The 24,489-nt window shown below is 75.0% G+C and carries 25 protein-coding genes and 1 pseudogene; 12 read left to right on the top strand and 14 right to left on the bottom strand.

The annotated features are described in order from the left end of the window. The 5 genes from ABT093_RS29685 to ABT093_RS29665 all read left to right on the top strand — a co-directional run. On the top strand, positions 1 to 1,045 hold a 1,045-nt coding region (locus ABT093_RS29685), incomplete at its 5' end, for a vWA domain-containing protein (RefSeq protein WP_350569683.1). Positions 1,046 to 1,051: 6 nt separating this feature from the next. After that, positions 1,052 to 1,657 (top strand): cob(I)yrinic acid a,c-diamide adenosyltransferase, encoded by a 606-nt coding sequence (cobO, locus tag ABT093_RS29680; protein ID WP_350569682.1) that lies wholly within the window; start codon positions 1,052 to 1,054, stop codon positions 1,655 to 1,657. Between the two features lie 4 nt (positions 1,658 to 1,661). After that, on the top strand, positions 1,662 to 3,041 hold the full coding sequence (locus ABT093_RS29675) for a cobyrinic acid a,c-diamide synthase CobB (protein ID WP_350569680.1): 1,380 nt from the start codon (positions 1,662 to 1,664) through the stop codon (positions 3,039 to 3,041). Positions 3,042 to 3,280: 239 nt separating this feature from the next. Further along, on the top strand, positions 3,281 to 4,753 hold the full coding sequence (locus ABT093_RS29670) for a M6 family metalloprotease domain-containing protein (RefSeq protein ID WP_350569678.1): 1,473 nt from the start codon (positions 3,281 to 3,283) through the stop codon (positions 4,751 to 4,753). Positions 4,754 to 4,793: 40 nt separating this feature from the next. Further along, on the top strand, positions 4,794 to 5,462 hold the full coding sequence (locus ABT093_RS29665; RefSeq protein WP_350569676.1) for a chloramphenicol phosphotransferase CPT family protein: 669 nt from the start codon (positions 4,794 to 4,796) through the stop codon (positions 5,460 to 5,462). Positions 5,463 to 5,534: 72 nt separating this feature from the next. Here the strand turns inward: ABT093_RS29665 and ABT093_RS29660 are convergent, their stop codons facing one another. Continuing rightward, positions 5,535 to 6,515: an oxidoreductase gene (locus ABT093_RS29660; RefSeq protein WP_350569674.1), complete on the bottom strand. Its 981-nt coding sequence runs from the start codon at positions 6,513 to 6,515 to the stop codon at positions 5,535 to 5,537. Positions 6,516 to 6,595: 80 nt separating this feature from the next. Here ABT093_RS29660 and ABT093_RS29655 point away from each other — a divergent pair, with 80 nt between their 5' ends. Next, positions 6,596 to 7,219, top strand: a complete 624-nt coding sequence (locus ABT093_RS29655; protein ID WP_350569673.1) for an acyl-CoA-like ligand-binding transcription factor — start codon at positions 6,596 to 6,598, stop codon at positions 7,217 to 7,219. Positions 7,220 to 7,298: 79 nt separating this feature from the next. On the opposite strand, the gene ABT093_RS29650 is transcribed toward ABT093_RS29655, so the two are convergent. The 8 genes from ABT093_RS29650 to ABT093_RS29615 form a co-directional block, all read right to left on the bottom strand. Continuing rightward, positions 7,299 to 8,387: a hypothetical protein gene (locus tag ABT093_RS29650; protein ID WP_350569672.1), complete on the bottom strand. Its 1,089-nt coding sequence runs from the start codon at positions 8,385 to 8,387 to the stop codon at positions 7,299 to 7,301. Between the two features lie 127 nt (positions 8,388 to 8,514). Continuing rightward, positions 8,515 to 9,864 carry a hypothetical protein gene (locus tag ABT093_RS29645; protein ID WP_350569671.1) on the bottom strand — a complete coding sequence of 450 codons (1,350 nt, stop codon included), beginning with the start codon at positions 9,862 to 9,864 and terminating at the stop codon, positions 8,515 to 8,517. Positions 9,865 to 10,174: 310 nt separating this feature from the next. Then, complete coding sequence (locus ABT093_RS29640; protein WP_350569670.1) at positions 10,175 to 11,422, bottom strand: sensor histidine kinase; 1,248 nt, start codon at positions 11,420 to 11,422, stop codon at positions 10,175 to 10,177. Further along, positions 11,419 to 12,192 (bottom strand): two-component system response regulator CseB, encoded by a 774-nt coding sequence (cseB, locus tag ABT093_RS29635; RefSeq protein ID WP_350569668.1) that lies wholly within the window; start codon positions 12,190 to 12,192, stop codon positions 11,419 to 11,421. The genes ABT093_RS29640 and cseB overlap by 4 nt, the downstream gene beginning before the upstream one ends. Next, entirely contained in the window at positions 12,189 to 13,088 is a 900-nt protein-coding gene (locus ABT093_RS29630) for a hypothetical protein (RefSeq protein WP_350569666.1), read from the bottom strand. Before ABT093_RS29630 ends, cseB begins: the two co-directional genes overlap by 4 nt. A 119-nt stretch (positions 13,089 to 13,207) precedes the next feature. Next, a complete protein-coding gene (locus tag ABT093_RS29625; RefSeq protein WP_502884343.1) occupies positions 13,208 to 13,888 on the bottom strand; it encodes a class F sortase in 681 nt (226 codons plus the stop codon). Positions 13,889 to 13,955: 67 nt separating this feature from the next. After that, positions 13,956 to 14,492 (bottom strand): hypothetical protein, encoded by a 537-nt coding sequence (locus ABT093_RS29620; protein WP_350569663.1) that lies wholly within the window; start codon positions 14,490 to 14,492, stop codon positions 13,956 to 13,958. Between the two features lie 184 nt (positions 14,493 to 14,676). Beyond that, the gene (locus ABT093_RS29615; RefSeq protein ID WP_350569661.1) at positions 14,677 to 14,823 is read right to left on the bottom strand and encodes a hypothetical protein; all 147 of its coding nucleotides are present in this window, start codon (positions 14,821 to 14,823) and stop codon (positions 14,677 to 14,679) included. Between the two features lie 290 nt (positions 14,824 to 15,113). On the opposite strand from ABT093_RS29615, the gene ABT093_RS29610 reads away from it, so the two are divergent. After that, positions 15,114 to 15,932, top strand: a complete 819-nt coding sequence (locus ABT093_RS29610) for an arylamine N-acetyltransferase family protein (protein ID WP_350569659.1) — start codon at positions 15,114 to 15,116, stop codon at positions 15,930 to 15,932. A gap of 22 nt (positions 15,933 to 15,954) precedes the next feature. On the opposite strand, the gene ABT093_RS29605 is transcribed toward ABT093_RS29610, so the two are convergent. The 3 genes from ABT093_RS29605 to ABT093_RS29595 all read right to left on the bottom strand — a co-directional run bounded on the left by ABT093_RS29605 (position 15,955) and on the right by ABT093_RS29595 (position 18,901). Continuing rightward, the gene (locus ABT093_RS29605; protein ID WP_350569657.1) at positions 15,955 to 16,362 is read right to left on the bottom strand and encodes a hypothetical protein; all 408 of its coding nucleotides are present in this window, start codon (positions 16,360 to 16,362) and stop codon (positions 15,955 to 15,957) included. 199 nt (positions 16,363 to 16,561) lie between these two features. Continuing rightward, positions 16,562 to 18,139 (bottom strand): serine protease, encoded by a 1,578-nt coding sequence (locus ABT093_RS29600; RefSeq protein WP_350569655.1) that lies wholly within the window; start codon positions 18,137 to 18,139, stop codon positions 16,562 to 16,564. Positions 18,140 to 18,226: 87 nt separating this feature from the next. Further along, positions 18,227 to 18,901, bottom strand: coding sequence for a TetR/AcrR family transcriptional regulator (locus tag ABT093_RS29595; RefSeq protein WP_350569653.1), 675 nt, complete (start codon positions 18,899 to 18,901; stop codon positions 18,227 to 18,229). Between the two features lie 83 nt (positions 18,902 to 18,984). On the opposite strand from ABT093_RS29595, the gene ABT093_RS29590 reads away from it, so the two are divergent. After that, on the top strand, positions 18,985 to 19,812 hold the full coding sequence (locus ABT093_RS29590) for an SDR family oxidoreductase (RefSeq protein WP_350569651.1): 828 nt from the start codon (positions 18,985 to 18,987) through the stop codon (positions 19,810 to 19,812). Positions 19,813 to 19,845: 33 nt separating this feature from the next. Here the strand turns inward: ABT093_RS29590 and ABT093_RS29585 are convergent, their stop codons facing one another. Beyond that, positions 19,846 to 20,256, bottom strand: coding sequence for a hypothetical protein (locus ABT093_RS29585; RefSeq protein ID WP_350569649.1), 411 nt, complete (start codon positions 20,254 to 20,256; stop codon positions 19,846 to 19,848). Positions 20,257 to 20,366: 110 nt separating this feature from the next. Between ABT093_RS29585 and sigJ the strand changes: the two genes are divergently transcribed. Continuing rightward, the gene (gene sigJ / locus ABT093_RS29580) at positions 20,367 to 21,311 is read left to right on the top strand and encodes an RNA polymerase sigma factor SigJ (protein ID WP_350569647.1); all 945 of its coding nucleotides are present in this window, start codon (positions 20,367 to 20,369) and stop codon (positions 21,309 to 21,311) included. A gap of 10 nt (positions 21,312 to 21,321) precedes the next feature. Here the strand turns inward: sigJ and ABT093_RS29575 are convergent, their stop codons facing one another. After that, positions 21,322 to 21,894: an ArsR/SmtB family transcription factor gene (locus ABT093_RS29575; RefSeq protein ID WP_350569645.1), complete on the bottom strand. Its 573-nt coding sequence runs from the start codon at positions 21,892 to 21,894 to the stop codon at positions 21,322 to 21,324. A gap of 92 nt (positions 21,895 to 21,986) precedes the next feature. On the opposite strand from ABT093_RS29575, the gene ABT093_RS29570 reads away from it, so the two are divergent. From ABT093_RS29570 to ABT093_RS29560, 3 genes and pseudogenes are all read left to right on the top strand, one after another. Continuing rightward, positions 21,987 to 23,000, top strand: coding sequence for a S41 family peptidase (locus ABT093_RS29570; protein ID WP_350569643.1), 1,014 nt, complete (start codon positions 21,987 to 21,989; stop codon positions 22,998 to 23,000). Positions 23,001 to 23,072: 72 nt separating this feature from the next. After that, a pseudogene (locus tag ABT093_RS29565) lies at positions 23,073 to 23,693 on the top strand (serine hydrolase domain-containing protein); the annotation flags it as partial. A 25-nt stretch (positions 23,694 to 23,718) separates the two neighbouring features. Next, positions 23,719 to 24,210 (top strand): serine hydrolase, encoded by a 492-nt coding sequence (locus tag ABT093_RS29560; RefSeq protein WP_350569642.1) that lies wholly within the window; start codon positions 23,719 to 23,721, stop codon positions 24,208 to 24,210. Positions 24,211 to 24,489: the final 279 nt, after the last annotated feature.

The raw sequence follows: 24,489 nt of genomic DNA, 5'->3' as shown, positions 1-24,489 counted from the left end.
CACTGCACCGCCGCCACCGGCACCACTCCCACCCTCGACGTCGCTCTGGAGGAGTCCGCCGACGGCGCCACCTGGACGGCCGTGGCGGGCGGCGCAGCCGGCGCCCTCGCCCGTCGAGGCGGCCGAGGGCGCCGAGGCGGCGCAGCCGGCGGACCCGCAGCCCGTCCCAGCCCAGCACCCCTCCCCCGCCCGGGAGTCGGCGCCGGTCGCGGCCGGCGACCCGTACCGCACCCGGCTGTTCGCGGTGGACGGCACCGGACGCGGCGCCCAGGGCCGCCGCTCCCCCGCCGAGACCGACGGCGGCCACACCATCCGGGCCCGCCGCCCCCGGGGCCGGCTCGCCCGGCTGCACCTGAGCGCCACGCTGCGCGCCGCCGCCCCGCACCAGGTGGCGCGCGGCCGGTCCTCGCGCGCGCTGGTGCTGCACAAGGACGACTTCCGCGAGCAGGTGCGTCAGGGGCGGGAGTCCAACCTGGTGCTGTTCGTCGTGGACGCCTCCGGTTCGATGGCGGCCCGGCAGCGGATGACCGCCGTCAAGGGCGCGGTGCTGTCGCTGCTGATGGACGCCTACCAGCGCCGCGACAAGATCGGCATGATCACCTTCCGCGGCGCCTCGGCCGAGCTGGCGCTGCCGCCCACCTCCTCGGTGGAGGTCGGCGCGGCCCGGCTGGAGTCGCTGCCCACCGGCGGGCGCACCCCGCTGGCGGCCGGGCTGCTGCGGGCCCACGAGGTGCTGCGGGTCGAGCGGCTGCGCGACCCGGACCGCCGTCCGCTGCTGGTCGTGGTGACCGACGGCCGGGCCACCGGGGGCGGGCGGGACGCCGTCGCGCAGTCCCACCGGGCGGCCGGACTGCTGGCCGCGCAGGGCGTGGCGAGCGTGGTGCTGGACTGCGAGTCCGGTCCGGTCCGCCTCGGCCTGGCCGGCGCCCTGGCGGCCCGGCTGCGGGCCGCCTCCGTGACCCTGGACGAGCTGCGCGCCGACGGCGTCGCCTCGCTCGTCCGCGAGAACCGTCCGACCTCCCCCGCGATGCGAAAGGCGGCCTGAGCCGACATGCCCAAGGGTGTCCCCGAGAGCGTTCCCGACGACGGCCTGACGACCCGTCAGCGCCGTACCCTGCCGATCACCGCCGTGCACACCGGCCCCGGCAAGGGCAAGTCCACCGCCGCGTTCGGCATGGCGCTGCGCGCCTGGAACCAGGGCTGGCCGGTCGGGGTGTTCCAGTTCGTGAAGTCCGCCAAGTGGAAGGTCGGCGAGGAGAACGCGCTGCGCGTGCTCGGCGCCTCCGGCGAGGGCGGGACCGTCGACTGGCACAAGATGGGCTCCGGCTGGTCCTGGATCCAGCGCACCGACGCGATGGAGCTGGACAGCGAGGCGGCGGCCAAGGAGGGCTGGGAGCAGGTCAAGCGCGACCTGGCCGCCGAGACCTACCGCTTCTACGTGCTGGACGAGTTCACCTACCCGATGCACTGGGGCTGGATCGACCCGGACGAGGTGGTGGCCGTGCTGAAGGACCGCCCGGGCAGCCAGCACGTGGTGATCACCGGCCGGTACGCGCCGCAGGCGCTCACCGACGCCGCCGACCTGGTCACCGAGATGACGAAGGTCAAGCACCCCATGGACGCCGGCCGCAAGGGCCAGCGCGGTATCGAGTGGTAGTTCGTTGAACAACATCCCCCGTCTCGTCGTCGCGGCGCCCTCCTCGGGCGCCGGCAAGACCACCATCGCCACCGGTCTGATCGCCGCGCTCGGCGCGCGCGGGCTGGCCGTCTCGCCGCACAAGGTCGGCCCGGACTACATCGACCCCGGCTACCACGGGCTGGCCGCCGGGCGGCCGGGCCGCAACCTGGACGCGTTCATGTGCGGGCCGGAGCGGATCGCCCCGCTCTTCCTGCACGGCGCCGCCGGGGCGGACGTGGCGGTGGTCGAGGGCGTGATGGGCCTGTTCGACGGCGCCTCCGGGCGCGGCGAGCTGGCGTCCACCGCGCACGTGGCCAAGCTGCTGCGGGCCCCGGTGGTGCTGGTGGTGGACGCCTCCTCGCAGTCCCGCTCGGTGGCGGCGCTGGTGCACGGCTTCGCCTCCTGGGACCCGCAGGTGCGGCTGGCCGGGGTGATCCTCAACCGGGTCGCCTCCGACCGCCACGAGCAGTTGCTGCGGGAGGCCCTGGAGGAGGGCTCGGGGGTGCCGGTGCTGGGCGCGGTGCGGCGCTCGGCGGCGGTCGCCACGCCGTCCCGGCACCTGGGGCTGATCCCGGCCGTGGAGCGCTCGGCGGAGGCGCTGCGGGCGGTGGCGGACATGGGCGCGCTGGTCGCCGGCTCGGTGGACCTCGACGCGGTGCTGGCGCTGGCGCGGACCGCCCCGCCACTGGACGCCGAGCCGTGGGACCCCTCGGGCGAGGTGTCCCACGTCGAGGGCGCGCCGCGGATCGCGGTGGCCGGGGGCGCGGCGTTCTCCTTCTCGTACGCGGAGAACGCCGAGCTGCTGAGCGCGGCCGGCGCCGAGGTGGTGCCGTTCGACCCGCTGCACGCCGACGGCCTGCCGGCGGGCACGGCGGGCCTGGTGATCGGCGGCGGGTTCCCCGAGCTGTACGTCCGGGAACTCAGTGCGAACGATCAACTGCGCTCCGCGATCGCGGCGTTCGCGGCCTCGGGCGGACCGGTCTCGGCCGAGTGCGCCGGACTGCTCTACCTCGGGCGCGAGTTGGACGGGCTGCCGATGTGCGGGGTACTGGACACCTCGGCCCGGATGACCGAGCGGCTGACCCTCGGGTACCGGGAGGCCGTCGCGCTGCACGACTCGCCGCTGGCGCCGGCCGGGGCCAGGCTGCGGGGGCACGAGTTCCACCGGACGGTCTGCGAGCCGGGTCAGGGCGAACGGCCCGCCTGGGGCTGGCGATTGCCGACCGGTCCGCGCACCGAGGGATTCGCGGGCGCGGCCGGGGCGGAGAATATTCACGCTTCGTATCTGCACCTGCACTGGGCGGGATACCCGCAGCTCGCCGCCTCCTTCACGGCGGCCGCGGCGGCGTACCGGGCGGGCTGAGCGGCACCCGGCGGAAACCGACAGGGCTTCGGGTCTGGTGCTGCGGGCATGCGGAGCGTCAAAATAGGGACAGAAAACCGCATATCACCCGTTTCGCAATCGGTACCGGCCGGACCCGACCGCCTGTCGGCGAGCCGGCCCGATTGCCGGCGACCTCCCCACCCGGCGGAGCGCCGACCACGCCCCAGCGGCGCCGCACACGCCCCGGCGGGGTGAGCAGGCTCGAAGGAGCCGTCACCATGCGTCACACATTAACCCCGTTGCGTCCCCGTTCCCTCCCCGACGACCTGTCCCGTCCGCGCTCCTGTCCGGTCCCGCTGTCACCGGACGCGCTCCAGGCGCTCCACGACGAGTACCTGAACCTGATCGAGACCCGCCGGCTGCCCAAGTTCATCACCTTCGGCCAGTACTACTACGTCTGGCGATCCCGGGTGCGCGGCGAGAACGTCATCGGGCTCGACGACGGGGCCACCCGCCCCGGTCCCAGCACCGACGCCCAGCTGATCACCCGTCCGAGCAAGCAGCTCAAGGGCGTCGTGCGGACCATGGTGCTGCTGGTGGAGTTCCCCGACCAGCCCCACGACCCCGCGAACACCCCCGAACACTTCAAGGAGCTGCTGTTCAGCTCCGGTACCTTCGCCACCGGCTCGATGCGCGACTACTACCGCCTGATCAGCGGCTTCGACGCGACCGACCCGAGCGCCGGCGGCATCGACGTCCAGGGCGAGGTGCACGGCTGGTTCCAGCTGCCGCACCCGATCTCCTTCTACGCCGACAACCAGTCCGGCCAGGGCAACCCGCCCAGGAACGAGCAGGGCATGGCCGCCGACGCCCTGGAGATCGCGATCAAGAAGGGCGGCGTGCAGTTCACCAAGGACTTCGACGCCCTCGGCACGGGCGACGTCACCGCCCTGTTCGTCGTCCACGCCGGCACCGGTGCCGAGGCGGTCGAGGACCCGGCCAAGGTGCCGGACGCCCTGTGGAGCGCCAAGTGGCTCAACGACGACCCCACCCCCGTCGCGCCCGGCCTGGCCGTGCAGACCTTCCTGACCGTCCCCGAGGACTGCAAGGTCGGCGTCTGCTGCCACGAGTGGGGCCACCTCGCCTGCGGCTACGCCGACTACTACGACACCGGCGACATCGAGTTCACCAAGTCCAACGGCCTCGGCAACTACTGCCTGATGGCGGCCGGCTCCTGGGGCAACAAGGGCATCACCCCGGTGTACCCGAACGGCATGCTGCGGATGTTCCAGGGCTGGACCACCCCGAAGCTGATCGAGAGCACCACCAAGGACCTCACCCTGCACCCGGTCTCCGAGGGCGGCGACATCCTGTTCGTCCGCAGCCCGCGGATGACCCGAACGCAGTACATCATCGTCGAGTACCGGCGCCAGAGCGGGCAGGACGAGTTCCTGCCGGACCAGGGCATCGCCGCGTACGTCGTCGACGAGAGCATCGACAACGTCAACGACGAGAAGCACCTCGCCATCGAGCTGATGCAGGCCGACGGCCGGCGCGACCTGGCGAAGATCTTCGGCCAGGGCAACCGTGGCGACGACACCGACCTCTACCCGTCGCTCGGCAACACCAGCATCGGCGAGCACACCCTCCCGGCGCTGAACGAGCCCGGCGGCACCTGGAGCGGCGTCACCCTCGACGTCGCGGGCACGCCCGGTGCGGACCGGATGGAAGTGAGCGTGACCATCGAGTGACCACCCGGTCCTACCTGGACCGCCCCTCTAGAGTGATCGGATGACCGATTGTCAGGTGATCGTCCTCAACGGGGGCTCCAGCTCCGGGAAGTCCAGCATCGCCCGCCACTTGCAGGAGGTGCTGCCGGTCCCCTGGCTGACCCTCGGGGTGGACACGCTGATCGCCGCCCTGCCCGCCGCGTTGCGCGGCTCCGGCGGTGGCTCCGGCGGAGCCGCGCCCGGCGCGGTTGGTGAGGCCGGACCGGGCAGCGGCGGCGATCGCGGCGTGTCCGCTCGGGAGGCGGTCCCCTCGTCGCAGGGGGCGGGCATCGGCGGGGCGGGCATCGGCGGGCTGGAGCACGGCGACGGAACGGTGACCGTCGGGCCGGCGTTCGCCGCGCTGGACGCCGCCTGGACGCTCGGCGTCGCGGCGATGGTCCGGGCCGGCGCGCGGATCGTGGTCGACGAGGTGTTCCTCGGCGCCACCGCCTCCCAGCGGCGCTGGCGCGGGGCACTGGACGGCCTGAACGTGCTCTGGGTCGGCGTGCGCTGCGCGCCCGAGGTGGCCGCCGCCCGTGAACGGGCCCGCGGCGACCGCGTCCCCGGGATGGCCGCGGCCCAGGCCGAGGCGGTGCACCGGGGCGTGCGCTACGACCTGGAGGTGGACACCGCCGTGCTGGACGCGGCGGCCTGCGCCCGGCTGATCGCCGACCGGGCGCTCGGCCGCTGAAGCACGGCCGCGGAGCCCGCGTGAACCGGCATCAGGCCGCCGGCCTCAGGACGCCGGCATCAGGACACCGCCTCAGGCCGCGGCCTCGGCCAGGCCGAACCGCACGCCGGTCAGCTCCTCCGAGAGCGCCCAGAGCCGGCGGGCCGCCCCGGGGTCGGCCGCCGGGGGGCCGAGCCGGACCGGGGTCGGCGCGCCGCGCAGTTCGCCCCGGCCGTCCGGCCCGATGAACTCCCCGCCCCGGGCGGCCGGTTCGGTCGCCGCGTAGAGCTGCGGCAGCGCGCCGTCCGCCGGGCGCTGGGCGAGCGGCCTGAGCAGCCGTCCGAAGAGCAGCCGGGTGAGGCCGGTGGGCCCGCTGGTCTGCAGGTTGGTGGCGGTGTAGCCGGGGTGGGCGAGCAGGCTGCGCACCGGGCTGCCGGACGCGGTCAGCCGGCGGTGGAGCTCGCGGCCGAAGAGCGCGTTGGCGAGCTTCGACTGGTCGTAGAAGGCCATCGGCGAATAGCCGCGCACGCCGGTGAGGTCGTCGAAGCGGATCCGCCCCTTGCGGTGGTTGAGCGAGCTGACGGTCACCACGCGCGGGTCGCGGCCGGCGGCGAGGGCGTCGAGCAGCAGGCCGGTGAGGGCGAAGTGGCCGAGGTGGTTGACGGCGAACTGCAGCTCGTGGCCCTGCGGGCTGAGCGCGCGGGGCGGGGCGAACACGCCCGCGTTGTTGACGAGGACGTCCAGCCGGGGGTGATCGGTGCGCAGCCGGTCGGCGAAGGTCCAGACGGTGTCGAGATCGGCCAGGTCGAGGTGGCGGACCTCCAGTCGCTCGGCGAGGCGCTCGGCGAGGCGGGCGTCCCCGGCGGCGGAGGTGAGGCCGGCGACGGCGCGGCGGCCCCGTTCCTCGTCGCGGACCGCCAGGACCACACGCCCGCCGCGTTCGGCCAGCGCCCGGACGGTGGCCAGTCCCAGCCCGCTGCTCGCGCCGGTGACGACGAACACCCGCCCGCTCTGGTCCGGGATCCGCCCGGCGTTCCAGCCCGCACTGCCGTCCGTTGGTTCCAAAGGCTTCATGTGGCAGATGCTGCCGCGAGTGTCACTCGGTGTCAAGGCGCTACTGGATGACATCCCCGGCATGGCGTTACGATCGTCGGGTGACTCCCGGACCCGCCGTCAGCCTGGCCCAGCGCAAGCGTCAACTCGTCGAGGACGAACTGACCGAGGCCGCCTTCCGGCTGCTCACCGCCCAGGGGTTCGACGCGGTCACCGTGGACACGATCGCGGCCGAGGCCGGGGTGTCCAAGCGGACGTTCTTCCGCTACTTCGCGTCCAAGGAGGACGTGATCGTCCGGTTCCTGGCCGACCTGGGCAGCGGCATCCGCGCCGAACTGGCCGCCCGCCCCGCCGGCGAACCCCCCTCGGCGGCACTGCGGCAGGCCGTCTCGGTGCCGCTGACCGTCTGCGGCACGCACGGCGAACACGGCGAGCGGCCACTGCGGGCCGTCCAGCTGATCCTGCGCACCCCGGCCCTGCACGCACGCTTCCTGGAGCGGCAGGCCGAGTGGCGCGAGGGGCTGTCGGCGGAGCTGGCCGCCCGCCTGGGGCGCGACCCGGCCACCGACCTCTACCCCCGGCTCGCGGCCGGGATGGCGCTCACCGCCTTCGGCGCCGTCCTGGAGCGGTGGAGCGACAGCGACGGCGCCGCCGACCCGGCCGCCCTGACGGCCGAGGCCTTCGCCGTCCTCGCCCCGGCCCTGGACGCCGCGGCCCCTTCGTAGTCCGGCAGCGTCGCGAGGCAGGACGGCAGCGGGGCGGCCCCGGCAGGTGCCGGAGCCGCCCCCACGACCGCAGTCGGGCCTACTTGCCCTTGGTGGCGGGCGCCGGCTTCACGGGCGCCTGCCCCTTGGAGCCGGTGGTGTTCTTGGTGCCCGTGGAGCCCTTGGTGCCCGGCGCGACGATCTGCACGGTGGCACCCTTGGTGCAGGTCGTCGTCCCCCGGAACGGCGTGGTCGGACTCTCGTTGACGTAGACGCACCGCCCGATGTCCGTCGGCCCGAGCGGGGTGGTGGCGTCGTACGACACCCGGACCCGGACGGTAGTCGTCGAGTTGGCGCGGAGGCTGGAGTCCCGGCCCTGGAGGTAGACCCCGGGGTTGTCGTCGGGAATGCCCTTGTAGACCTTCTTCAGGGTGGTCCAGGTGCCGTTCGGCCTGCGGACCTGGACGGTGGCGTGCGGGTCGACGAACAGGGTGTTGGCGACGTTGATGTAGTTCGACGGCGTGGAGTTCTTCACCACGGCGTCGAACTCGATCGGTGCGCCGCCCGCGACCGCGGTGGCCGGGACGCGGGACAGCGAGGGCGAGATGTTCCGGACCTTGATCCCCTTGGTCACGATGTCCGCCGCGGCCCCGCGGGCACCGATACCCAAGCGGGACTCGAGGGCCACCGACTGGACCCAGCCGTTGCTGGCACCGTTGTGCGGCAAACCCATCGGAACGCCGATCCGCAGACGCAGCGTCACACTGCTGTGCGCCGGGATCTCGAACGCCCGGGGAACCTCACCGTCATAGGCGAGGCCCCCCGTGCTGTCGACCGTCAGCGGAACGGACTTCCACGTGCCCTTGGCCGGGTCGCGGTAGTCAATGACGATGGCGTGGTCGCTCGCCACCTGTCCGTCGCTGGTGACCCTCAGGTGAAGGTGGTAGTCGGCCTTCTGGGAACCGGTGTTGGTGATGGTCTCGGTGAACTCGACCGGCTGCCCGGCGCCTCCGACCGCAGCCGGGGCGTTCACCTTGAGCTTCCCCGTCGGTATGGGGTTCGCGGAGGCGGTGGGCGCCGACATCAGGACGGTCCCGCCCGCCAGGGCGGTCGCGAGGACGGTGGCGGCGGCGGCACGAACGGCCGTGTGGCGCGCGCGGCCCTGGTGGCCGGTAACAGTTGAACGCATGGGAAGTCCCCCCCAGTTTGCGCTGCCGGCACCTGCCGGCAGCGATCGGTGACGTGTCGAACGGTCTTGCTTCATGCCCTGGGGCGACTCCGGCGGCGACCACCGGAGCCCCCCCTGGTCGCTGCCGTCAGGCGCGGCGGCGGCGGACGACCCAGGAGGCGGCGCCGGCGCCGACGGCGAGCAGGGCGACGCCGGCCGCCGCGTACGACGGGGTCCGCTCGGACGAGCCGGTCGAGGCCAGCTCGACCGCGCCCGGGGCCGCCGCCACGGGGGCGGTGGTGGCCGACGCGGACGGGGCGGGGGCGACGGGGGCGGCCACAGGCGCGGCGTCCTTGCCCGTGGGCGCGTCCTTGACGGCGGGCGCCTCCTTCACGGCGGGCGGCTGCTTCACCGCGGGCGCCTCCTTCACGGGCGCGCCCTTGCCGACGGACGCCTCCTTCACGGACGCCTCCTTCACGGGCGGCTGCTCCTTGGACGCCGAGGCGCCCGGCGCGACGATCTTCACGGTCGCCCGCTCGGCGCACATCGTCGTCCCCGAGAAAGGCCGCGCCGGGTTCTCGTTGACGAAGACGCACGGGTTCACCGTCACCGGACCGAGCGGAGTGGTCGCGTCGAACGACATCCGGACCCGCAGGGTGGTCGTCGAGTTGGCGCCGATCGAGGAGTCACGGCCCTCCAGGTAGACCCCGAGGCCGTCGTCGACACCGCCGCCCTGGACCGGCGTCAGCGCGCTCCAGGCGCCGTTCGCCTTGCGGACCTCGACGTGGGCGTGCGGGTCGATGCCCAGGACGTTGGCGACGTTGACGTAGTTCGAGGCCGTGGGGTTCTTCAGCACGGCGTCGAACTCGATGGGCGCGCCGCCCGCGACCGCGGTGCCCGGGACGCCGGACACCCCGGTCCTGAGGCCGTCGACCGTGATCGTGTCGGTCACCTCCACCGCCGGCGCCCCGTGGGCACCGATGGCCACGGAGGACTCCAGGGCCAGGGAGGGGATCCCCCCGTTGCCGGCGCCGTTGTGCGGCTGGCCCATCGGCAGCCCGATCCGCAGCTTCACCGTCGCACTCCGGTGCGCCGGGATCTGCAGGGAGAAGGGCAGCTGACCCCGGTAGGCGGTGTCGCTCCACTGGCCGTCGATCCACAGCGGAACGGACTTCCACGCGCCGTCGGCCGGGTCGCGGTAGTCGATGGCGATGCCGTCCGTCTGCGGCAGGCCGGCGCCGGTGACGGCCTTCAGGAAGAGCTGGAACCCGGAATCCATGGAGCTGGTGTTGGTGACGGTCTCGGTGAACTCGACCGGCTGGCCGGCGAGTCCGATCACGGCCGGGGCGTCGACCTTGAGCTCCGCCGTCGGCACGTCGTCCTGCGCGAGGGCGGCGGGCGCCGCGAGCAGGACGGTCCCGCCCGCGAGCACGGTCGCGAGGACGGTGGCGGCGGCGCGGCGCGAGCGGTTCCGACGGCCGGAAATGGTCGTGCGCATAAGAACTTACCCCCCATTTCTGTTGCGGGCAGGAGCGGGCAGCAGATGGTCAGTCGAATGAATTCCCACGGGCGGACGGACATCGTTCCGACCGGCCCGGGAGTGACGGCGCGCCGTGCCGTGAACCCCTCCCCGGCCCGTGCGCTCAAGGCTTGTTCGTGCCTTGTGGTCAGTCAGACATCGCTCGGGGCGGAACGGTTGCACACCCACGGAAGGAATTTTTCCGGGTCTCACCGGGAATGCCGGACCGCCCCCGGAAGGGCGTGACGAATCGGGTGATTCGTCACCGAACTCTGCGCGGAGGGAAGGGTCAGCGCGTGGACGCCGGGTCGTCGGAGTCCGCGCCGGCCGGGGGGAGGGTGAGGGTGGCGAGGGCGCCGCCGTCGGGGTGGTTGGCGAAGACGAGGGTGGCGCCGATGACGCGGGTGTGGCCGCGGGCGATGGTGAGGCCGAGGCCGTGGCCCTTGCCGCGTTCGCGGACGCTGGTGCGGAAGCGCTGCGGGCCGTCCCGCAGGAGCTCGTCGGGGAAGCCGGGGCCGTGGTCGCGGACGGTGATGCGGTGGCCGTCGACGCTCAGGTGGATGGTGCCGCCGCCGTGGCGGTCGGCGTTGAGGAGGAGGTTGCCGAGGATCCGGTCGAGGCGGCGCAGGTCGGTGCGCACGGACGCGTCGGCCGCCACCTCGACCGCCACGTCCAGGCCGGTCAGCGCGACCGTGCGCCGCACCGCGCGTTCCAGCGGCACCGCCGAGAGGTCGGGCAGTTCGGCGTCGGCGTCCAGCCGGGAGACCTCCAGGAGGTCCTCGACCAGCCCGCGCAGCGCCTGCACCCGGTTCTGCACCAGCTGGGTGGGGCGCCCCGGGGGCAGCAGTTCGGCGGCGGTGACCAGCCCGGTCAGGGGGGTGCGCAGCTCGTGGGCGACGTCGGCGGTGAACCGCTGCTCGTCCTCCAGCCGCCGGTGCAGTTCCCGGGACATCAGGTCGACCGCGGCCGCGAGGTCGGCCACCTCGTCCCGGCCGTCGACGAGTTCGCCGATCCGGGCGTCGGTGCGCCCGGCGGCGATGCCGCGGGCCGCCGTGGCCGCCGTCCGCAGCCGCCGGCTGATCCGGTCCGCGACCAGCACGCCGACCAGCACGGTGATGAAGACCGACGCGACGACGGTGATCAGGATGATCCGGTCGAGGTCGGCGATGGCCTGGCGGTCCTGGGCGAAGTCGAGCCGCACGGAGAGCACCCCGCCGCGGACCGGGCCCGCCGCCCAGACCGACTCCCCCTCGGGCCCCCGGGCGAGCAGCGAGCCGCGCCGCCCCTCCGCGGCGAGGATGCGCAGCCGCGCGGGCAGCGCCGGGTCGTCCAGCGCCGCGTGCCGGCGGTCGCCTCCCGTGACGTCATCGCCGCGCTGGTACGCCCCGAGCGCCGTGTCCAGCGCGGTGAGCGCGGAGCCGCGCGCCTGGTCGACGTGCTGGCGGACCATCGCCTGGTGGACGAGCAGGCCGACGGCCACCGCGACCAGGACGGAGATGGCGGCGACGGCGGTGGCGATCTGGCGGCGCAGGGTCATTCGGAGCGCCTCAGCTTGTAGCCGAAGCCGCGGACGGTCTCGATCCGCCCGCCGCCGATCTTGGCGCGCAGCCGCTGCACGTGGACGTCGACCACGCGGGTGTCGGCGCCCCACTCGTAGTCCCAGACCCGCTCCAGCAGGACGGCGCGCTCCAGCACGATGCCGGGCGCGGCGGTGAACTCCAGGAGCAGGCGCAGTTCGGTGGGGGTGAGCGGGACGAGCCGGCCGTGCACCCGGACCTCCATGGAGTCGGTGTCCACCTCCAGGCCGTCGAAGCTGCGGACGGGGGTGCGCGGTTCGGGGGCCGCCGGTTCGGGGGCGGCGGGTCCGGGCACGGGCACGGGAGCCCGGACGGGCGCGGGCTCCGGCTCGGGCACGGCCGGGACGACCCGGATGCGGCGCAGCACGGTGCGGATCCGGGCGACCAGCACCGCGCTCTCGAACGGCTTGACCACGTAGTCGTCCGCGCCCGCCTCCAGGCCGGACACCACGTCGACCGGGTCGGTGCGCGCCGACATCATCAGGATCGGCAGCTGGCTCTCCTCGCGGATCCGCCGGCACAGGCCGACCCCGTCGAGCAGCGGCAGCATCACGTCGAGCAGCACCAGGTCGGGCCGCTCGGCGTGGAACATCTCCAGCCCCTCCAGGCCGTCGGCGGCCGTGGACACCGGGAAGCCGTAGCGTTCCAGGGCCATCCGGGTGGCCTCCCGGATCACCTCGTCGTCCTCGACGATCAGGATGCGGGGGTGGCTCGGTGGCGTGGGGTTCATGGCGCGGTCTCCGGACGGGAGGAGGGCACGACGGGTGCGGGCGTGGGCGTGGCCGTGCGGGGCTGGCCGGGCTGCGGCGGCTTCGCGACGGGTGAGCCGGCGCCCGCGCCGGAGCCCGTCCCCGGGTCGGCGGCGTCGGGCCGCCGGACGGCGGGCGGGGTCGGCAGGGGGAAGGGCACGACGCCCACGCCGGAACCCGTCGGGCGCAGGCTGTTGGGCCTCTCCAGGGGGGAGGCGGTCGGCGTCGGCTCGGGCTCCGGGGTCGGCCCGGTGCCCTCGACCTTCTGGTCGGTCAGGACGAGCCGCGCGCCGTCCCAGCCGTAGCGGCGGCTGGTCCGGGACTGGATGGTGGTGGGCTCGTACAGCAGCAGGTCGGTGCCGATCGTCACGGCGCCGAACCGTTTCAGCAGCTGCACCCTCAGCACGGGCATCAGCCGGTCGCCGGACGCGGCGTAGACGTGCAGCACGTCCATGTCGGCGAGGCCGACGACGACCAGCAGTTCGGGCCGGCCGTCGCCGGTGAGGTCGCGGTACTCGGCGTCGCGGATCTCGCAGCCCGCGCACGGGTCGAGGGCGCGCCGCTCGTCCTGGCTCACGCCGGGGTCCTTGGCCAGCAGCGCGCGCACGTCGACGGCCGTGACGTCCTGCCCGGGGACGGTGACGTCCGGGACCGGCTGCGGCGCCGGTTCCGGGGTGCGGCCCGCCGCCGGGTCCGGCGGCGGGGCGGTGGCCTGGCCCGGCCAGAGCGGGACGCTGGCGAGCGGGGGCGCGACGGGCTCGGCCGTGCCGTGGTCGCGCAGCCCGCCGGGGGCGCCGCAGCCGGTGGCGAGGGCCAGGGGTGCGGCGGCGAGCAGGCCCAGGAGGAGCGCGGGCAGGCGACGGACGGTGGTGCTCATCCTCCGGTGGCCCTCCTGGTCCGCGGTGACGTGCCGGTTCGTGTCCGGTGGGTAGGTCGTCCGGACGGCACCCGCCGGTTCCCCGGTGGGTGCCGTCCGGCAGAGTAGCCGCAGCCCGATCAGTGGGCGGAGGCGGCCGGGTCGACCAGGTCCGCCAGGACAATGATGTTGTCCGTCCAGTGCCCGTCGGCGCCGATCCGGCCGCCGCAGGTGATCAGGCGCAGCTCGGGCGCCGTCGTGTCGCCGTACACCGCGGCGGTCGGGAACTCGTCCTTCGCGGCCTGGAGCAGCGAGCGGACCCGGAAGTCCACGGTGCCGCCGTCCTCGCGCCGCACCTGGATCCGGTCCCCCGGCCGCAGCTTCGGCAGTCCCCGGAAGACCGCCGGGCCGTGTGCGGTGTCGTAGTGCCCGATCAGGACGGCCGGTCCGGTCTCGCCCGGGGTCGGGCCGTTGCGGTACCAGCCGACCTCGTCGGCCCGGTCGGCGGCGGGTACCTCGACCGTGCCGTCGGCGTTCAGGCCGAGCCCGGTCACCGGGGCGTCGACGCCGGCCGCCGGGACGAGCAGGCGGGTCGGCGGCGAGGCCGCGAACGGGCGCGGCGCGGTGGTGCCGGCGGTTGCGGTGCCGGCGGCCGCCGGCGCCGCCACCGGCGGCACGGGGGTGCCCGTCGGTGGCGTGGTGCCCTGCCGGGCCGAGGTCTCCACCCGGACCACCGGGGGCTCCCCCTGGCCCGAGAGCGCCACGGTCGCGCCGAGCGCCACGCAGAGCAGCCCGGCCGCACCGAAGACGCTCCGGTTCAGCCCGCCCGTTCCCGGTCCACCGTGCCGGGCGCGCCCCGCACGGCGGCGCCCGCCCCGGTGGCCGTCGTCAGCCGCGCGCACCGGAGCGGCGGCGCAGCACGGCGAAGCCGAGCGCCCCTGCCCCGATGGCGGCGACCGCGCCACCGCCGACGAGCTTCAGACCGGACGAGTCGCCCGCGGCGGACCCGTCACCGGCCTGGGCGGCGCCCTTGGGCACCTCGCGGACCTGCGGCTGCCCGGCCGGGGCGCCGCCGGTGCCGTTGCCCGCCGCCTCCTTGGGTACGGGGGTGACGACGGGCCGGGCCGACGCCTCCTTGGGCATCGGGCTGACGGTCGGCCGGGTCGCGTCCTTGGGCACCGGGCTGACGGTCGGCCGGGCCGCCGGGGGCGCGGTCGGCGTGATCACGGGCACGGCCGGCGTGGCCGGGGCCGCGGTCGGCGTGACCGGGGCCGCCGTCGGCGTGGCCGGGGCCGGGGCGGCACCCGAGCCGCCGTCGGCCCAGGCCTGCCCGCCGGTGACGACGGTCAGCAGCGCGGCACCGGTCAGGGCGCAGACGGCGGTCAGCCGCACGACGGCCCGGTTCCTGGTCGTACGCGTAGCCATACGGACTCTCCTTCATCCTCGTGACGCGGAACCCGGCCGGGTGTGGCCGGTGCGTCGGGAGAGACGGTAGGAAGCCCGTGTCGCGGTCCCCGGCCGGTCGTGTCACGACGGCTCATCGACTGCGTAACGGCCCGCCGTCACGACGTCCGCGGTCACGGCGCCCGGGGTCACGGCGCCCGCGTGCTCAGCGGCGGGTGAGCCGGTCCAGCGGGCCGGGCCTCTCCGGGGCGAAGGCCGCGCCGCTGCGCAGCCCCCGGTAGCCGATGACGAGCGCCTCGCCGAGGAAGCCGGTGCCGATGGCGAGGTTGAGCGGGCGGGCGTCCTCGTGCATGCCGAGCCTGCGGGCGACCAGGCCGTAGAGCGCCGAGGCCGACCCCGAGGAGGCAGCCGCCGGCCACCCAGGCCACGTCGGCGCCGTCCAGCCCGTCGACCTCCAGGACGGCCCAGACACCGAGGGCGGTGAGCACCACCGGCGGGCCGAAGAGGTCGCGGACGTTGACCGGTTCACCGATCGACCGCCTGACGACGACCGCGACGGCGGCCACGGCGATGTCGCAGGATCGAGCGCGGGCCGGACCGCGGCCGGAGGCCGGGACGCCGTCCGGTCCGTACGGTGGCGGTATGAGCGTCGACCTCGACAAGTACTTCGCACGGATCGGGTGGGACGGCGAGCGCTCGCCCACCCTGGACACGCTCCGGTCACTGCAGCACGCGCACCTGCTGGCCGTGCCGTTCGAGAACATCGACGTCGTGATGGGCACCGTCCCGTCGCTGGACGTCGCCGACCTCGAAGCCAAGATCGTCGCGGGCGCGCGCGGCGGCTACTGCTTCGAGCACAACACCCTGTTCGCCGCCGTACTGGAGCAGTTGGGCTACGGCGTGGCCCGCCACACCGGCCGGGTGCGGGTGCGCGCCCGGCCCGGGGAGGTCCGGCCGCGCACCCACCTGGTGCTGGCCGTCCGGGTGCCCGGGGCGGGCGCGACGCGCTACCTGGTGGACGTCGGGTTCGGGTCGGCGGACGCCCTGCTGGAGCCGCTGCCGATGATCCCCGGCGTGATCCGGGAGGGCCGGGGCCGCCGGCACCTGCTGGCCCTGGAGGAGGCGGACGGGCCCGTGCCGGTGTGGGTGCTCCGGGCACGGACCGGCGACGGATGGCGGGAGCTGGTGTCGTTCACCCTCGACCCGGCGCCGCCGCCCGACATCGCCGTCGCCAACTGGTACGTGGCCACCCACCCGCGCTCGCCGTTCCGCCGCCTCTTCGCGCAGCGCACGCTCGCCGCCGGCCACCTGTCGCTCGACGGCACCACGCTCACCCGCACCGCGCACGACGGCACCGTGACGGTGGAGGAGCTCGACGGCGCGCCGGGGATCCGGGCGGTCCTGGAGTCCGAGTTCGGCATCACCCCGCCGCCCGGCCTGCGCGCCCAGCGCGAGGACTGACCGCCGGAGCCAGGGCGCGGGCTCAGCAGACGGCCGGCACCGTGACCGTGGCGCTCACCGTCGGCCGGCCCGTCCGGGTGGTGGTGAACTTGGCGGTGATGCCGACGCCGCACGGGACGGTGGCCGCCACCGGACCGACCGTGATCCCACCGCCCCCCACGACGGCGCCGAGGTCCTCGCGCTCCAGGACGGAGCCGGCGGTGGTGCGCAGCTCCAGCTCGAAGCCGGCCATCTGCGGGGCCCCGCCGGCCGATCCCACCCAGCCGGTGGCGGAGGCGAGGCGGCCGTCGATCGTCAGGCAGACCGACGTGCCGACGCCGTAGCCGCAGGTGGTCGTGTCCGTGGGCCGGGCGGTGGCCTGGGTGGCGCCCGCGACGCCGAGCCCGGACAGCGCGGCGCCGACCGCGAGGACCGCAACGAAACGCTTCATCGGAGTTCTCTCCTTCGAGGACAGGAGGGGCTTTGAGGATGTGCCATGTCACGCTTCACATGGCAGATGCTTCCACCCGGCCCGCCACCCACTCCCGGACGGCCCCAAATCCCGTCAGGAGTACTGGATTTGACCCCTCCGTGGCGCGATTCCGCGCCCCGCCCCGCCGGATCGCCTCCGGCGGGGCGGAACCCGGGGGTCACTCGGTGCGGTAGGCGTCCAGGACGGTCTGGTCGAGGGTGTTGCCGTCGGCGTCGGTCAGCTCCGCCCGCAGCGAGACGCCTGCCCCCGCCGCCGGGTTGCGGACCGTCACGGCGCCGGCCTCGACCGGCAGGCCGGCCCAGGAGACGCCGCCGTCGGTGGACGCCGAGACCGTCAGCGAGCGGACGCGGCCGTCGGCGGCGGCGCCCTGCACGGTGACCGGCACCCGGATCGCGCTCCCGGCCGGCGCGGTGCCGGTCGGGCTCAGCTCGGGCGAGAACCGCACGACGCTGACCGGCACCGCGGCCGGCCCGGTGGTCGTGGCCGAGGCGAAGGTCCACGACGCGTTCAGCCGGGTGGTCGCGCCGCTCGCGGCCTTGCGGGTCACCGTGGCGGCCAGCCGGTAGGAGGCCTGCCCCGGGGGCACGGTGAAGGCGGCGCGTCCGGCCGCGGCGTCCTCGCCGGACCGGGCGCCGACCAGCACGCCGTCGCGGTACAGCGAGGTGTAGGCGGTGTCGAAGGACGGCGCCGCCGACATGTGGCCGTCGCCGTCGGCGAGCAGCGGGATCCTCGCGGTGATCGTGTCGCCGTCGCGTTCGACGCCCCGGCCCGGCGGCAGGGCGGGGGCGAAGACGGCGTTGCCGAAGGTGTGCGTGGTGGTGGCCCCGGCCGGGACGGCGATGCCGTCGGCGAAGTAGCGGTTCGTCCAGTTGTCGGACGCGGCGAAGGTGACGTCCCAGGGGCCGCGCTCGGGCGTCACGTAGACGGTCGCGGTGGCGGGGTCCGGCATGGAGAAGGAGCCGCCGACGGTCGAGCCGGCGGACGGTCCGGGGGTGGGGGCGATGTCGAAGGCCGCGCTCCCCCCGGCGCCCGGGCGGACCGCGCCGCGGATCCGCACGGCGCCCAGCTCCTGCGCGGTGTAGCGGTGGGTGAGCCCGCTCAGCGCGCGCGAGCCGGTGTGGGTCCGGCCGAGGGCGTAGCCGCCGGTGGCGGTGCTCCAGTAGGAGTCGAACCACTGCCGCACCGATCCCGCCTCGGACTCGGGCCCGAGGTGGGCCACCCGCAGGGTCGGCGTCGCCTTGACGATGCTGGCCATCCGGGTGGCCCCCTGGTGCGTGACCTCCAGGAACATCCCGCTGGTCACGAAGACCGCGGAGCCGTCCGGGGGCCGGAGGTCGAAGGGGGCGGTGGTCCGCGCGTCGACGGTGACGGTCGTGTCGTGGTCGAGGTCCAGGCGCGGCTGGACGATCCAGTCCTCGCCGTCCGCCGCGTCGTCGGTGTAGAGATCGCTCTCCAGCAGGTACCGGCCCTTGGGCAGCCGCACGGTGGTGACGCCGGAGGGGTCGTGCGGCTGCACCGACAGATCGGCACCGGCGCCGGAGATGCCGGTGACGGAGGTGCGGTAGTGCGCGGGCGCCTGGCCGGAGCGGTCCAGGTGCCGGATCGTCAGCGTGTACGTCTCGGGCTCGGCGGCGAGGGCCGTGCCGCCCCAGGCGGGCGTCACGCCGGCCACCAGCGCGACGGCGACGGCCAGGGCCCGCAGGGCGGTGCGGCGGGGTACGGAAGTAGCGGTCATGCTCTGACCTGCCCGTTCGGCGCCCGGAGTTCCTGTGATCCGGGCCACGTCCGGACGGAACGGCGACGCCGGGGGCGCTCTCCCCGGTCAGCCGGCCGGGGTCCCGGCGTCCGCGGGCTCGGCGGTCAGGCCGGCGGTGAGGAAGGCGACCACGGTGGAGAACGCGGGGAAGGACGGTTCGGCGGAGGCGTCCACCTCGGCGGCGAGCGGCCGCCCGTAGGTCTCCAGCAGCGCGGTGAAGGCGAGCCGCCAGCGGTCGGTGATCTCGCGGACGGTCAGGTCGGGCAGCGCCCGGCCGAGCACGACCTCGAACGGGGCGGTGCCCGCCCAGGGGGAGCCGCTGAGCGGCCGGTCGGCGGTGAGCATGGTCTGGGCGAGCAGCCGGCAGAGCATCCGGCCGCGCTCGGTGCGCACCAGTTCGTCGAACGGTCCGGCGACGGCCGTGACGAGCGCGCGCACCTGGGCCGGCCCCGCGGTCGCGGGCAGGTGGGTGGCCGCCTCCAGCCGCTCCCGCCACAGCGGGAACAGCTCGCGCCCGAGCAGCGCGGTGACCAGGCCCTCCCGGGAGCCGAAGTGGTAGTGCACCGCGCCGGGGTTGAGGCCCGCCTCCGCGTTGATCGCCCGGACCGAGACCTGGCCCACGCCGCGCTGGAGGAAGAGCCGCTCGGCGGCCGCGAGCAGCCGGTCCCGGGTCGAGGCGGGGTCCGGGGTCGGGGCGGGGTCCGGGGTCGGGTTCTGGTCCTGAGCTGTTCCATCCGGCATGCCGCCATTGCACCACACGCGACCGAGTTACCATCCAATCAGTGATTGAATCGCGATTGGCGAATGAACGAGAGGCTTCCACCATGGGTACCTACGCCGTCACCGGCTCCGCTTCGGGCATGGGCGCCGCCAGCGCCGCCGTCCTCCGGGAGGCCGGCCACACCGTCATCGGCGTCGACCTCCGCGACGCCGACATCACCGCCGACCTCGGCACCGCCGAAGGCCGCCGGGCCGCCGTCCAGGGGGTCCTGGACGCCTCCGGCGGGGCCCTGGACGGCGTGGCCGCGGTGGCCGGCGTCGGCCCCGCGATGAAGGACGCCGCCGCGGTGGCCTCCATCAACTACTTCGGCCCGGTCGCCCTGCTGGAGGGGCTGCGCCCGGCGCTCGCCCGCTCGGCGGCGGGGCGCGCGGTCGTGATCGGCTCCAACTCCTCGACCACCGTCCCGATGATCGACGAGCGGCTGGTCGGCCTGCTGCTCGCGGGCGACGAGGACGCGGCCCGCGAGCACGCCCGGGCGGCCCAGGCGGCGCTGCCCGCCGGGGCGGTGCGGGAGGCGCCGAGCATCTCCGCCTACGCGACCTCCAAGTTCGCGCTGGCCCGCTGGGTGCGCCGGACGGCCGTCACGCCGGCGTGGGCCCGCGAGGGCGTGCTGCTCAACGTCATCGCGCCCGGCGCGGTGGTCACCCCGCTGATGCTCGGGTCCACCGGCGCGGGCGAGGACCTGGACGCCGACGCCTTCCCCACCCCCATGCCGCTGGGCGTCTTCGGCCGGCCCGAGGACATCGCCTTCTGGGTGCACCAGTTCCTGCGGCCCGAGGCCCGCTTCACCACCGGGGTCACCCTGTTCGTCGACGGCGGCACGGACGCCGCGGTGCGGCCGGACGCCCAGCCCACCGCGCTGACGCTCTGACACGCGGCGCGCTGGGAGCTGCGCCGCCCGGGCCTACCGGGCGGCGCGGCCCGGCGCGGCCGTGACCGCGCGGCCGAGGTCGAGCAGGCTCAGGCCGAACATCAGCACGCCGAGGGGCACGTGCGGCGCGGGGTGGTGGGTGACGCCCAGGACCACCTGGGCCGAGGCGAGCACGAGGAACCCGGTGGCGTACAGGATCGGGCGGGCCGGGCCGCCGCCCGGACGCCAGGCCAGGACGGCGGCGAGCAGGTAGAGCATCGAGGCGCCGTACATCACCCGGGCGCCGACGCCGTGCAGCGTCTCCCCGTAGGCGGTGGAGAGCAGCAGGCCGGCGGTGGCCGCCTGGAAGAAGATCGCCAGGGTCTGCAGGGCGACCGCGACCTGCGAGAACGTGAAGCCGCGGCGGGCGGCGGCGGTCGGTGCGGTACTCGTCGGGATGGCCATGGTGCGGTCCCTCTTCCTGCCTCGCGGCGGTGGATCGGTAGTGTCCCGCTGATTCGACGACGCAGGCCCGCGAAGTGTGAGGCGGGTGGGACGAGCAGGGGGCGGCCGGCATGGACACCGGGAACGAGCGGCGCACGGACGGCGTCCTCGGCGAGCGGCGCCACCTGACCGACCTCGCCTACCGGATGCTCGGTTCACCGGCCGAGGCCGAGGACGCCGTGCAGGAGGCCTACGCCCGCTGGTACGCGATGCCGCCCGCGCGACGGGAGGCCGTCGCCTCCCCCGGCGCCTGGCTGACGACGGTGGTCAGCCGCGTCTGCCTGGACGTGCTCGGCTCGGCACGGGTCCGGCGCGAGCGCTACGTCGGCGAGTGGCTGCCCGAGCCGCTGCCCGACCGCGCCGAGTGGCCCGGCGGCGGCCCGGCCGGGTCCGGCGACCCGGCCGACCGGATCACCCTGGACGAGTCGGTGAGCATGGCCTTCCTCGTCGTCCTGGAGTCGATGACGCCGGCCGAGCGGGTGGTGTTCGTCCTGCACGACGTCTTCCGCTACCCGTTCCCCGAGATCGCCGTGATCGTCGACCGGACGGCCGCGGCCTGCCGCCAGCTGGCCTCCTCCGGCCGGCGGCGGATCCGCGCCGCCCGGGCCCCGCAGGGCGGGCGGGCACAGCAGGCCGGACGGGCGGAGCAGGCCGCCGTGGTGCGGAGCTTCCGGCGGGCCTGGGAGGCCGGGGACATCGAGGCCCTGGTCGGCCTGCTCGACCCGGCGGCGACCATGGTGGCCGACGGCGGCGGCCTGGTCGGCGCCGCGGTCCGCCCGGTCGAGGGCGGCGCGCGGATCGCCCGGTACCTGGTGCTGATGGCCGAGAAGGCCCCCGGGCTCACCCTCCTGGAGCGCACGGTCAACGGCCTGCCCGGCCTGGTCGCCCAGCGCGACGGCGTCACCGCGACGGTGGCGGCCCTGGACCTCGTGGACGGCCGGATCACCCGGATCTGGGCCGTCCGCAACCCGGAGAAGCTGGGCCGCTGGACGGCGTCGGGCGGCGCGGCCGGTTAGGCGAGGCCGGTCAGGCGCGACCGGTGCCCTGTTCGTAGAGCGCGACCAGCACGCCGTGCACCGGCTCGCCCTCCGGGGCCTCGGTGGCCTCGACCACCAGGGCCTGGAGGGCCTCGCCGAGGCGGGCGGCCTGGTCGGCGGTCAGCCGCAGGTGCCGCAGCACCATCAGCGGCTCCTGCGGCGCCTTGGCGCACTCCTCGGCCACCGCGCCGAGCAGCGCGGCGGTCGGCCCGGTGTCCCCGCCGGCCACGGTGATCCGCCGGGCGGTGCGCCGGTAGAGGTGCTCGCTGCCGCCGCGCACCTTGCGGGTCTCGGCGATGCGGACGACGCCGGCGTCCTGCAACACCTTGAGGTGGTGGGCCACCGTGCCCTTGCCGCAGTCCAGCACCGCCGCCAGCCGGCTGACCGACGCGGCCTGGCCACCGAGGGCCAGCAGCAGCCGTTGGCGCAGCGGGTGGGAGAGCGCCTTGTACTGCTGTGGACTCTCGATGGTGAGCTCGTCGTCCTGGGTCTGGGCCTGGGCCTGATCCTGGGCCTGGTTCTCCGTCCGGCCCCGCGTCTCGTGCTGCGTCTCGTCCGCCATGCCGAAAGCGTCCACTTTTCTTGACGCTTTCGCAAGCCGCGTGCTCTACTCGTCGCCAACCTGATCCGATCACCACCAGCAGGGGACGGCACATGACACAGCTGCAGCCGGCCGAGATCACCGGGATCGTCACCGAGGTGAGCCGGCTCACGACGGAGCTCTACGTCTTCCCCGAAGTCGCCGAGCGGATCGCCGGCGGCCTCGGCGAGGCGCTGGCCCGGGGCCGCTACCACCGGGCGGGGGACGCCGAGACGCTCGGCCGGCTGGTCACCGAGGACCTCCAGGCGGTCAACGGCGACGGCCACCTGCGGCTGAAGTTCCACCCGAGGGCGATCCCGGCCGAGAAGGAGGACGGCGCCCTCCTCGCCGAGCTGACCCGGGCCGCCGACCTCTCGCTCGGCGGCGTCCCCCGGATCGAGCGCCTGGAGGGCGGCGTCGCCCTGCTGAAGCTCGCCCCGATCCTCTTCCCGCTCGACATGACCGGCGCCTCGCTGGACGCCGCGCTCACCCTGGTCGCGCCGGCCGAGGCGCTGCTCCTGGATCTGCGCGAGTGCGTCGGCGGCCACCCGTACACGACCGCCCACATCTGCGGCCACCTCTTCGACGAGCCGACGCACCTGAACACCCTCTACGACCGCGAGGAGGACTCCGAGCAGCAGTTCTGGAGCCCCGCGCTGCCGCCCGGCCCTCGCTTCGGCGGCAGCAAGCCGCTCTACGTGCTGATCGGCAGGGCCACCTTCTCGGGCGGCGAGGAGCTGGCGTACAACCTCCAGCAGCGCGGCCGCGCCGTGGTGATCGGCGAGACGTCCGGCGGCGGCGCCAACCCCCGCCGGGGCTTCACCGTCCACCCCCACCTGGAGGCCACCATCCCGACGGCCCGCGCGATCAACCCGGTGTCGGGCGGCAACTGGGAGGGCACCGGCGTGGTCCCGGACACGGAGACGGACCCGGCCGTCGCGCACGAGGTGGCCCACCGCGCCGCGCTGGTCGAGGTGGCCCGCCTCGGCGGCGACACCCCGTCGGCTTCGGCCTCGGTCGAGGAGGCCCGGCGGGTGCTGGACGGCCCGACGGAGGACCGCTCCCCCTCGCCGGAGGGTCGTCTCTGACGGAACTCGCCCGGTTGGCCCGGGCGTTGATCCCTCTGCGGGAGGCGGGCGATTCGGACCTCGGAGGTCGGCATGGCTCGGCAGGGGGCGCTTCGGCGCGGATTCGGCGCGGTGGCGGTGGCCGCCGCGCTGACGGTGGGCACGGTGACATCGGCCGCCGCCGCCGGTGGCGGCGGACACGGAGCGACCCGGGCGGCGATGGAGGAGTACGTCCGGACCGAGAAGCTGCCAGGCACGATAGTCGGCGTCCTGGAGGGCGGCGGCACCTGGTCGGCGGCGGTCGGAGTGGCCGACACCTCGGGGCAGCCCCGCTCGCCCCGGGAGAAGTTCCGGATCGGGAGCCTGACGAAGACCTTCACCGCCACCGTGGTGCTCCAACTCCAGGCCGAGGGGCGGCTCGATCTGGACGACACGGTGGAGAAGTGGCTGCCCGGCGTGGTGCGGGGGAACGGCAACGACGGGTCGGCGATCACGCTCCGGCAGTTGCTGGCGCACACCAGCGGGCTGTTCTCCTACGACGCCGACCCGTTGATGATCCAGCGGCTGGCCGGCCCCGACTTCCTGACCCACCGCCACGACACCTACCGGCCCGAGGACCTGGTGCGGACGGCGCTCTCCCACCCGCCGGTGTTCCCGCCGGGGACGTCCCGCGCGTACTCCAACACCAACTACATCCTGGCCGGGATGGTCATCGCCAAGGTGACCGGCCGCCCGTACGGTGCGGAGATCGAACGGCGGATCATCCGCCCCCCTCGGCCTCTCCGCGACCAGCCTGCCCGGCACCGCCGCCGGCATCCCCCGGCCGCACGCGCTCGGCTACTCCATGCTGTTCGGCGGCTCCCCCACTCCGGTGGAGACCACCGAGCTCAACCCGTCCTGGGGCGGGGCGGCCGGGGAGATGATCTCCACCACCGCCGACCTGACCCGCTTCTACTCCGCCCTGATGCGCGGAAAGCTGCTGCCGCAGGCCGAGATGGACGAGATGGACGAGATGGACGAGATGGTCCCCGCCGCCGGCGGCCCCGGCCTGGGCATCGGCAGCGTCAAGCTCAGCTGCGGCGTCACCGTCTGGGGCCACACCGGCGGCATCCACGGCTCGGAGACGGCGGCGCTGACCACCCGCGACGGCCGCCACGCCGCGGTGTTCAACACCAACGCCGACTGGGCCGAGGGCGAACGCCCCCTCGCCGAGGCCGAGTTCTGCCGCTGAGCGACGCGCATGCGGGGCAGGACCGGGCGCCCATCGGGGCACCTCGACCAGGCCGTTCGGCCGTCCCCGCCGGTCTTCGGTGGTGGGCGATCGAATTCCGTGTGAAGCTTCCGGGGCGCCCGGCCTCCGGGCCGAAGCGCCGCGCGAGGGGTTGAGCAGTAACTCCCCGGCGGCGGCGAAGGGTGCGCGAGAAGTCGGCGGGTCCGACTTCTCGCGCACGCCCCCGCGCTTCCGGAGCCGACGGCGTCAACGGCCGTCGCCCGACGGCGGGTGTCACGT

Source organism: Kitasatospora sp. NPDC002551, assembly GCF_040296005.1.
Classification (GTDB): domain Bacteria; phylum Actinomycetota; class Actinomycetes; order Streptomycetales; family Streptomycetaceae; genus Kitasatospora.
This window is presented reverse-complemented; position numbering and strand designations above follow the sequence as displayed.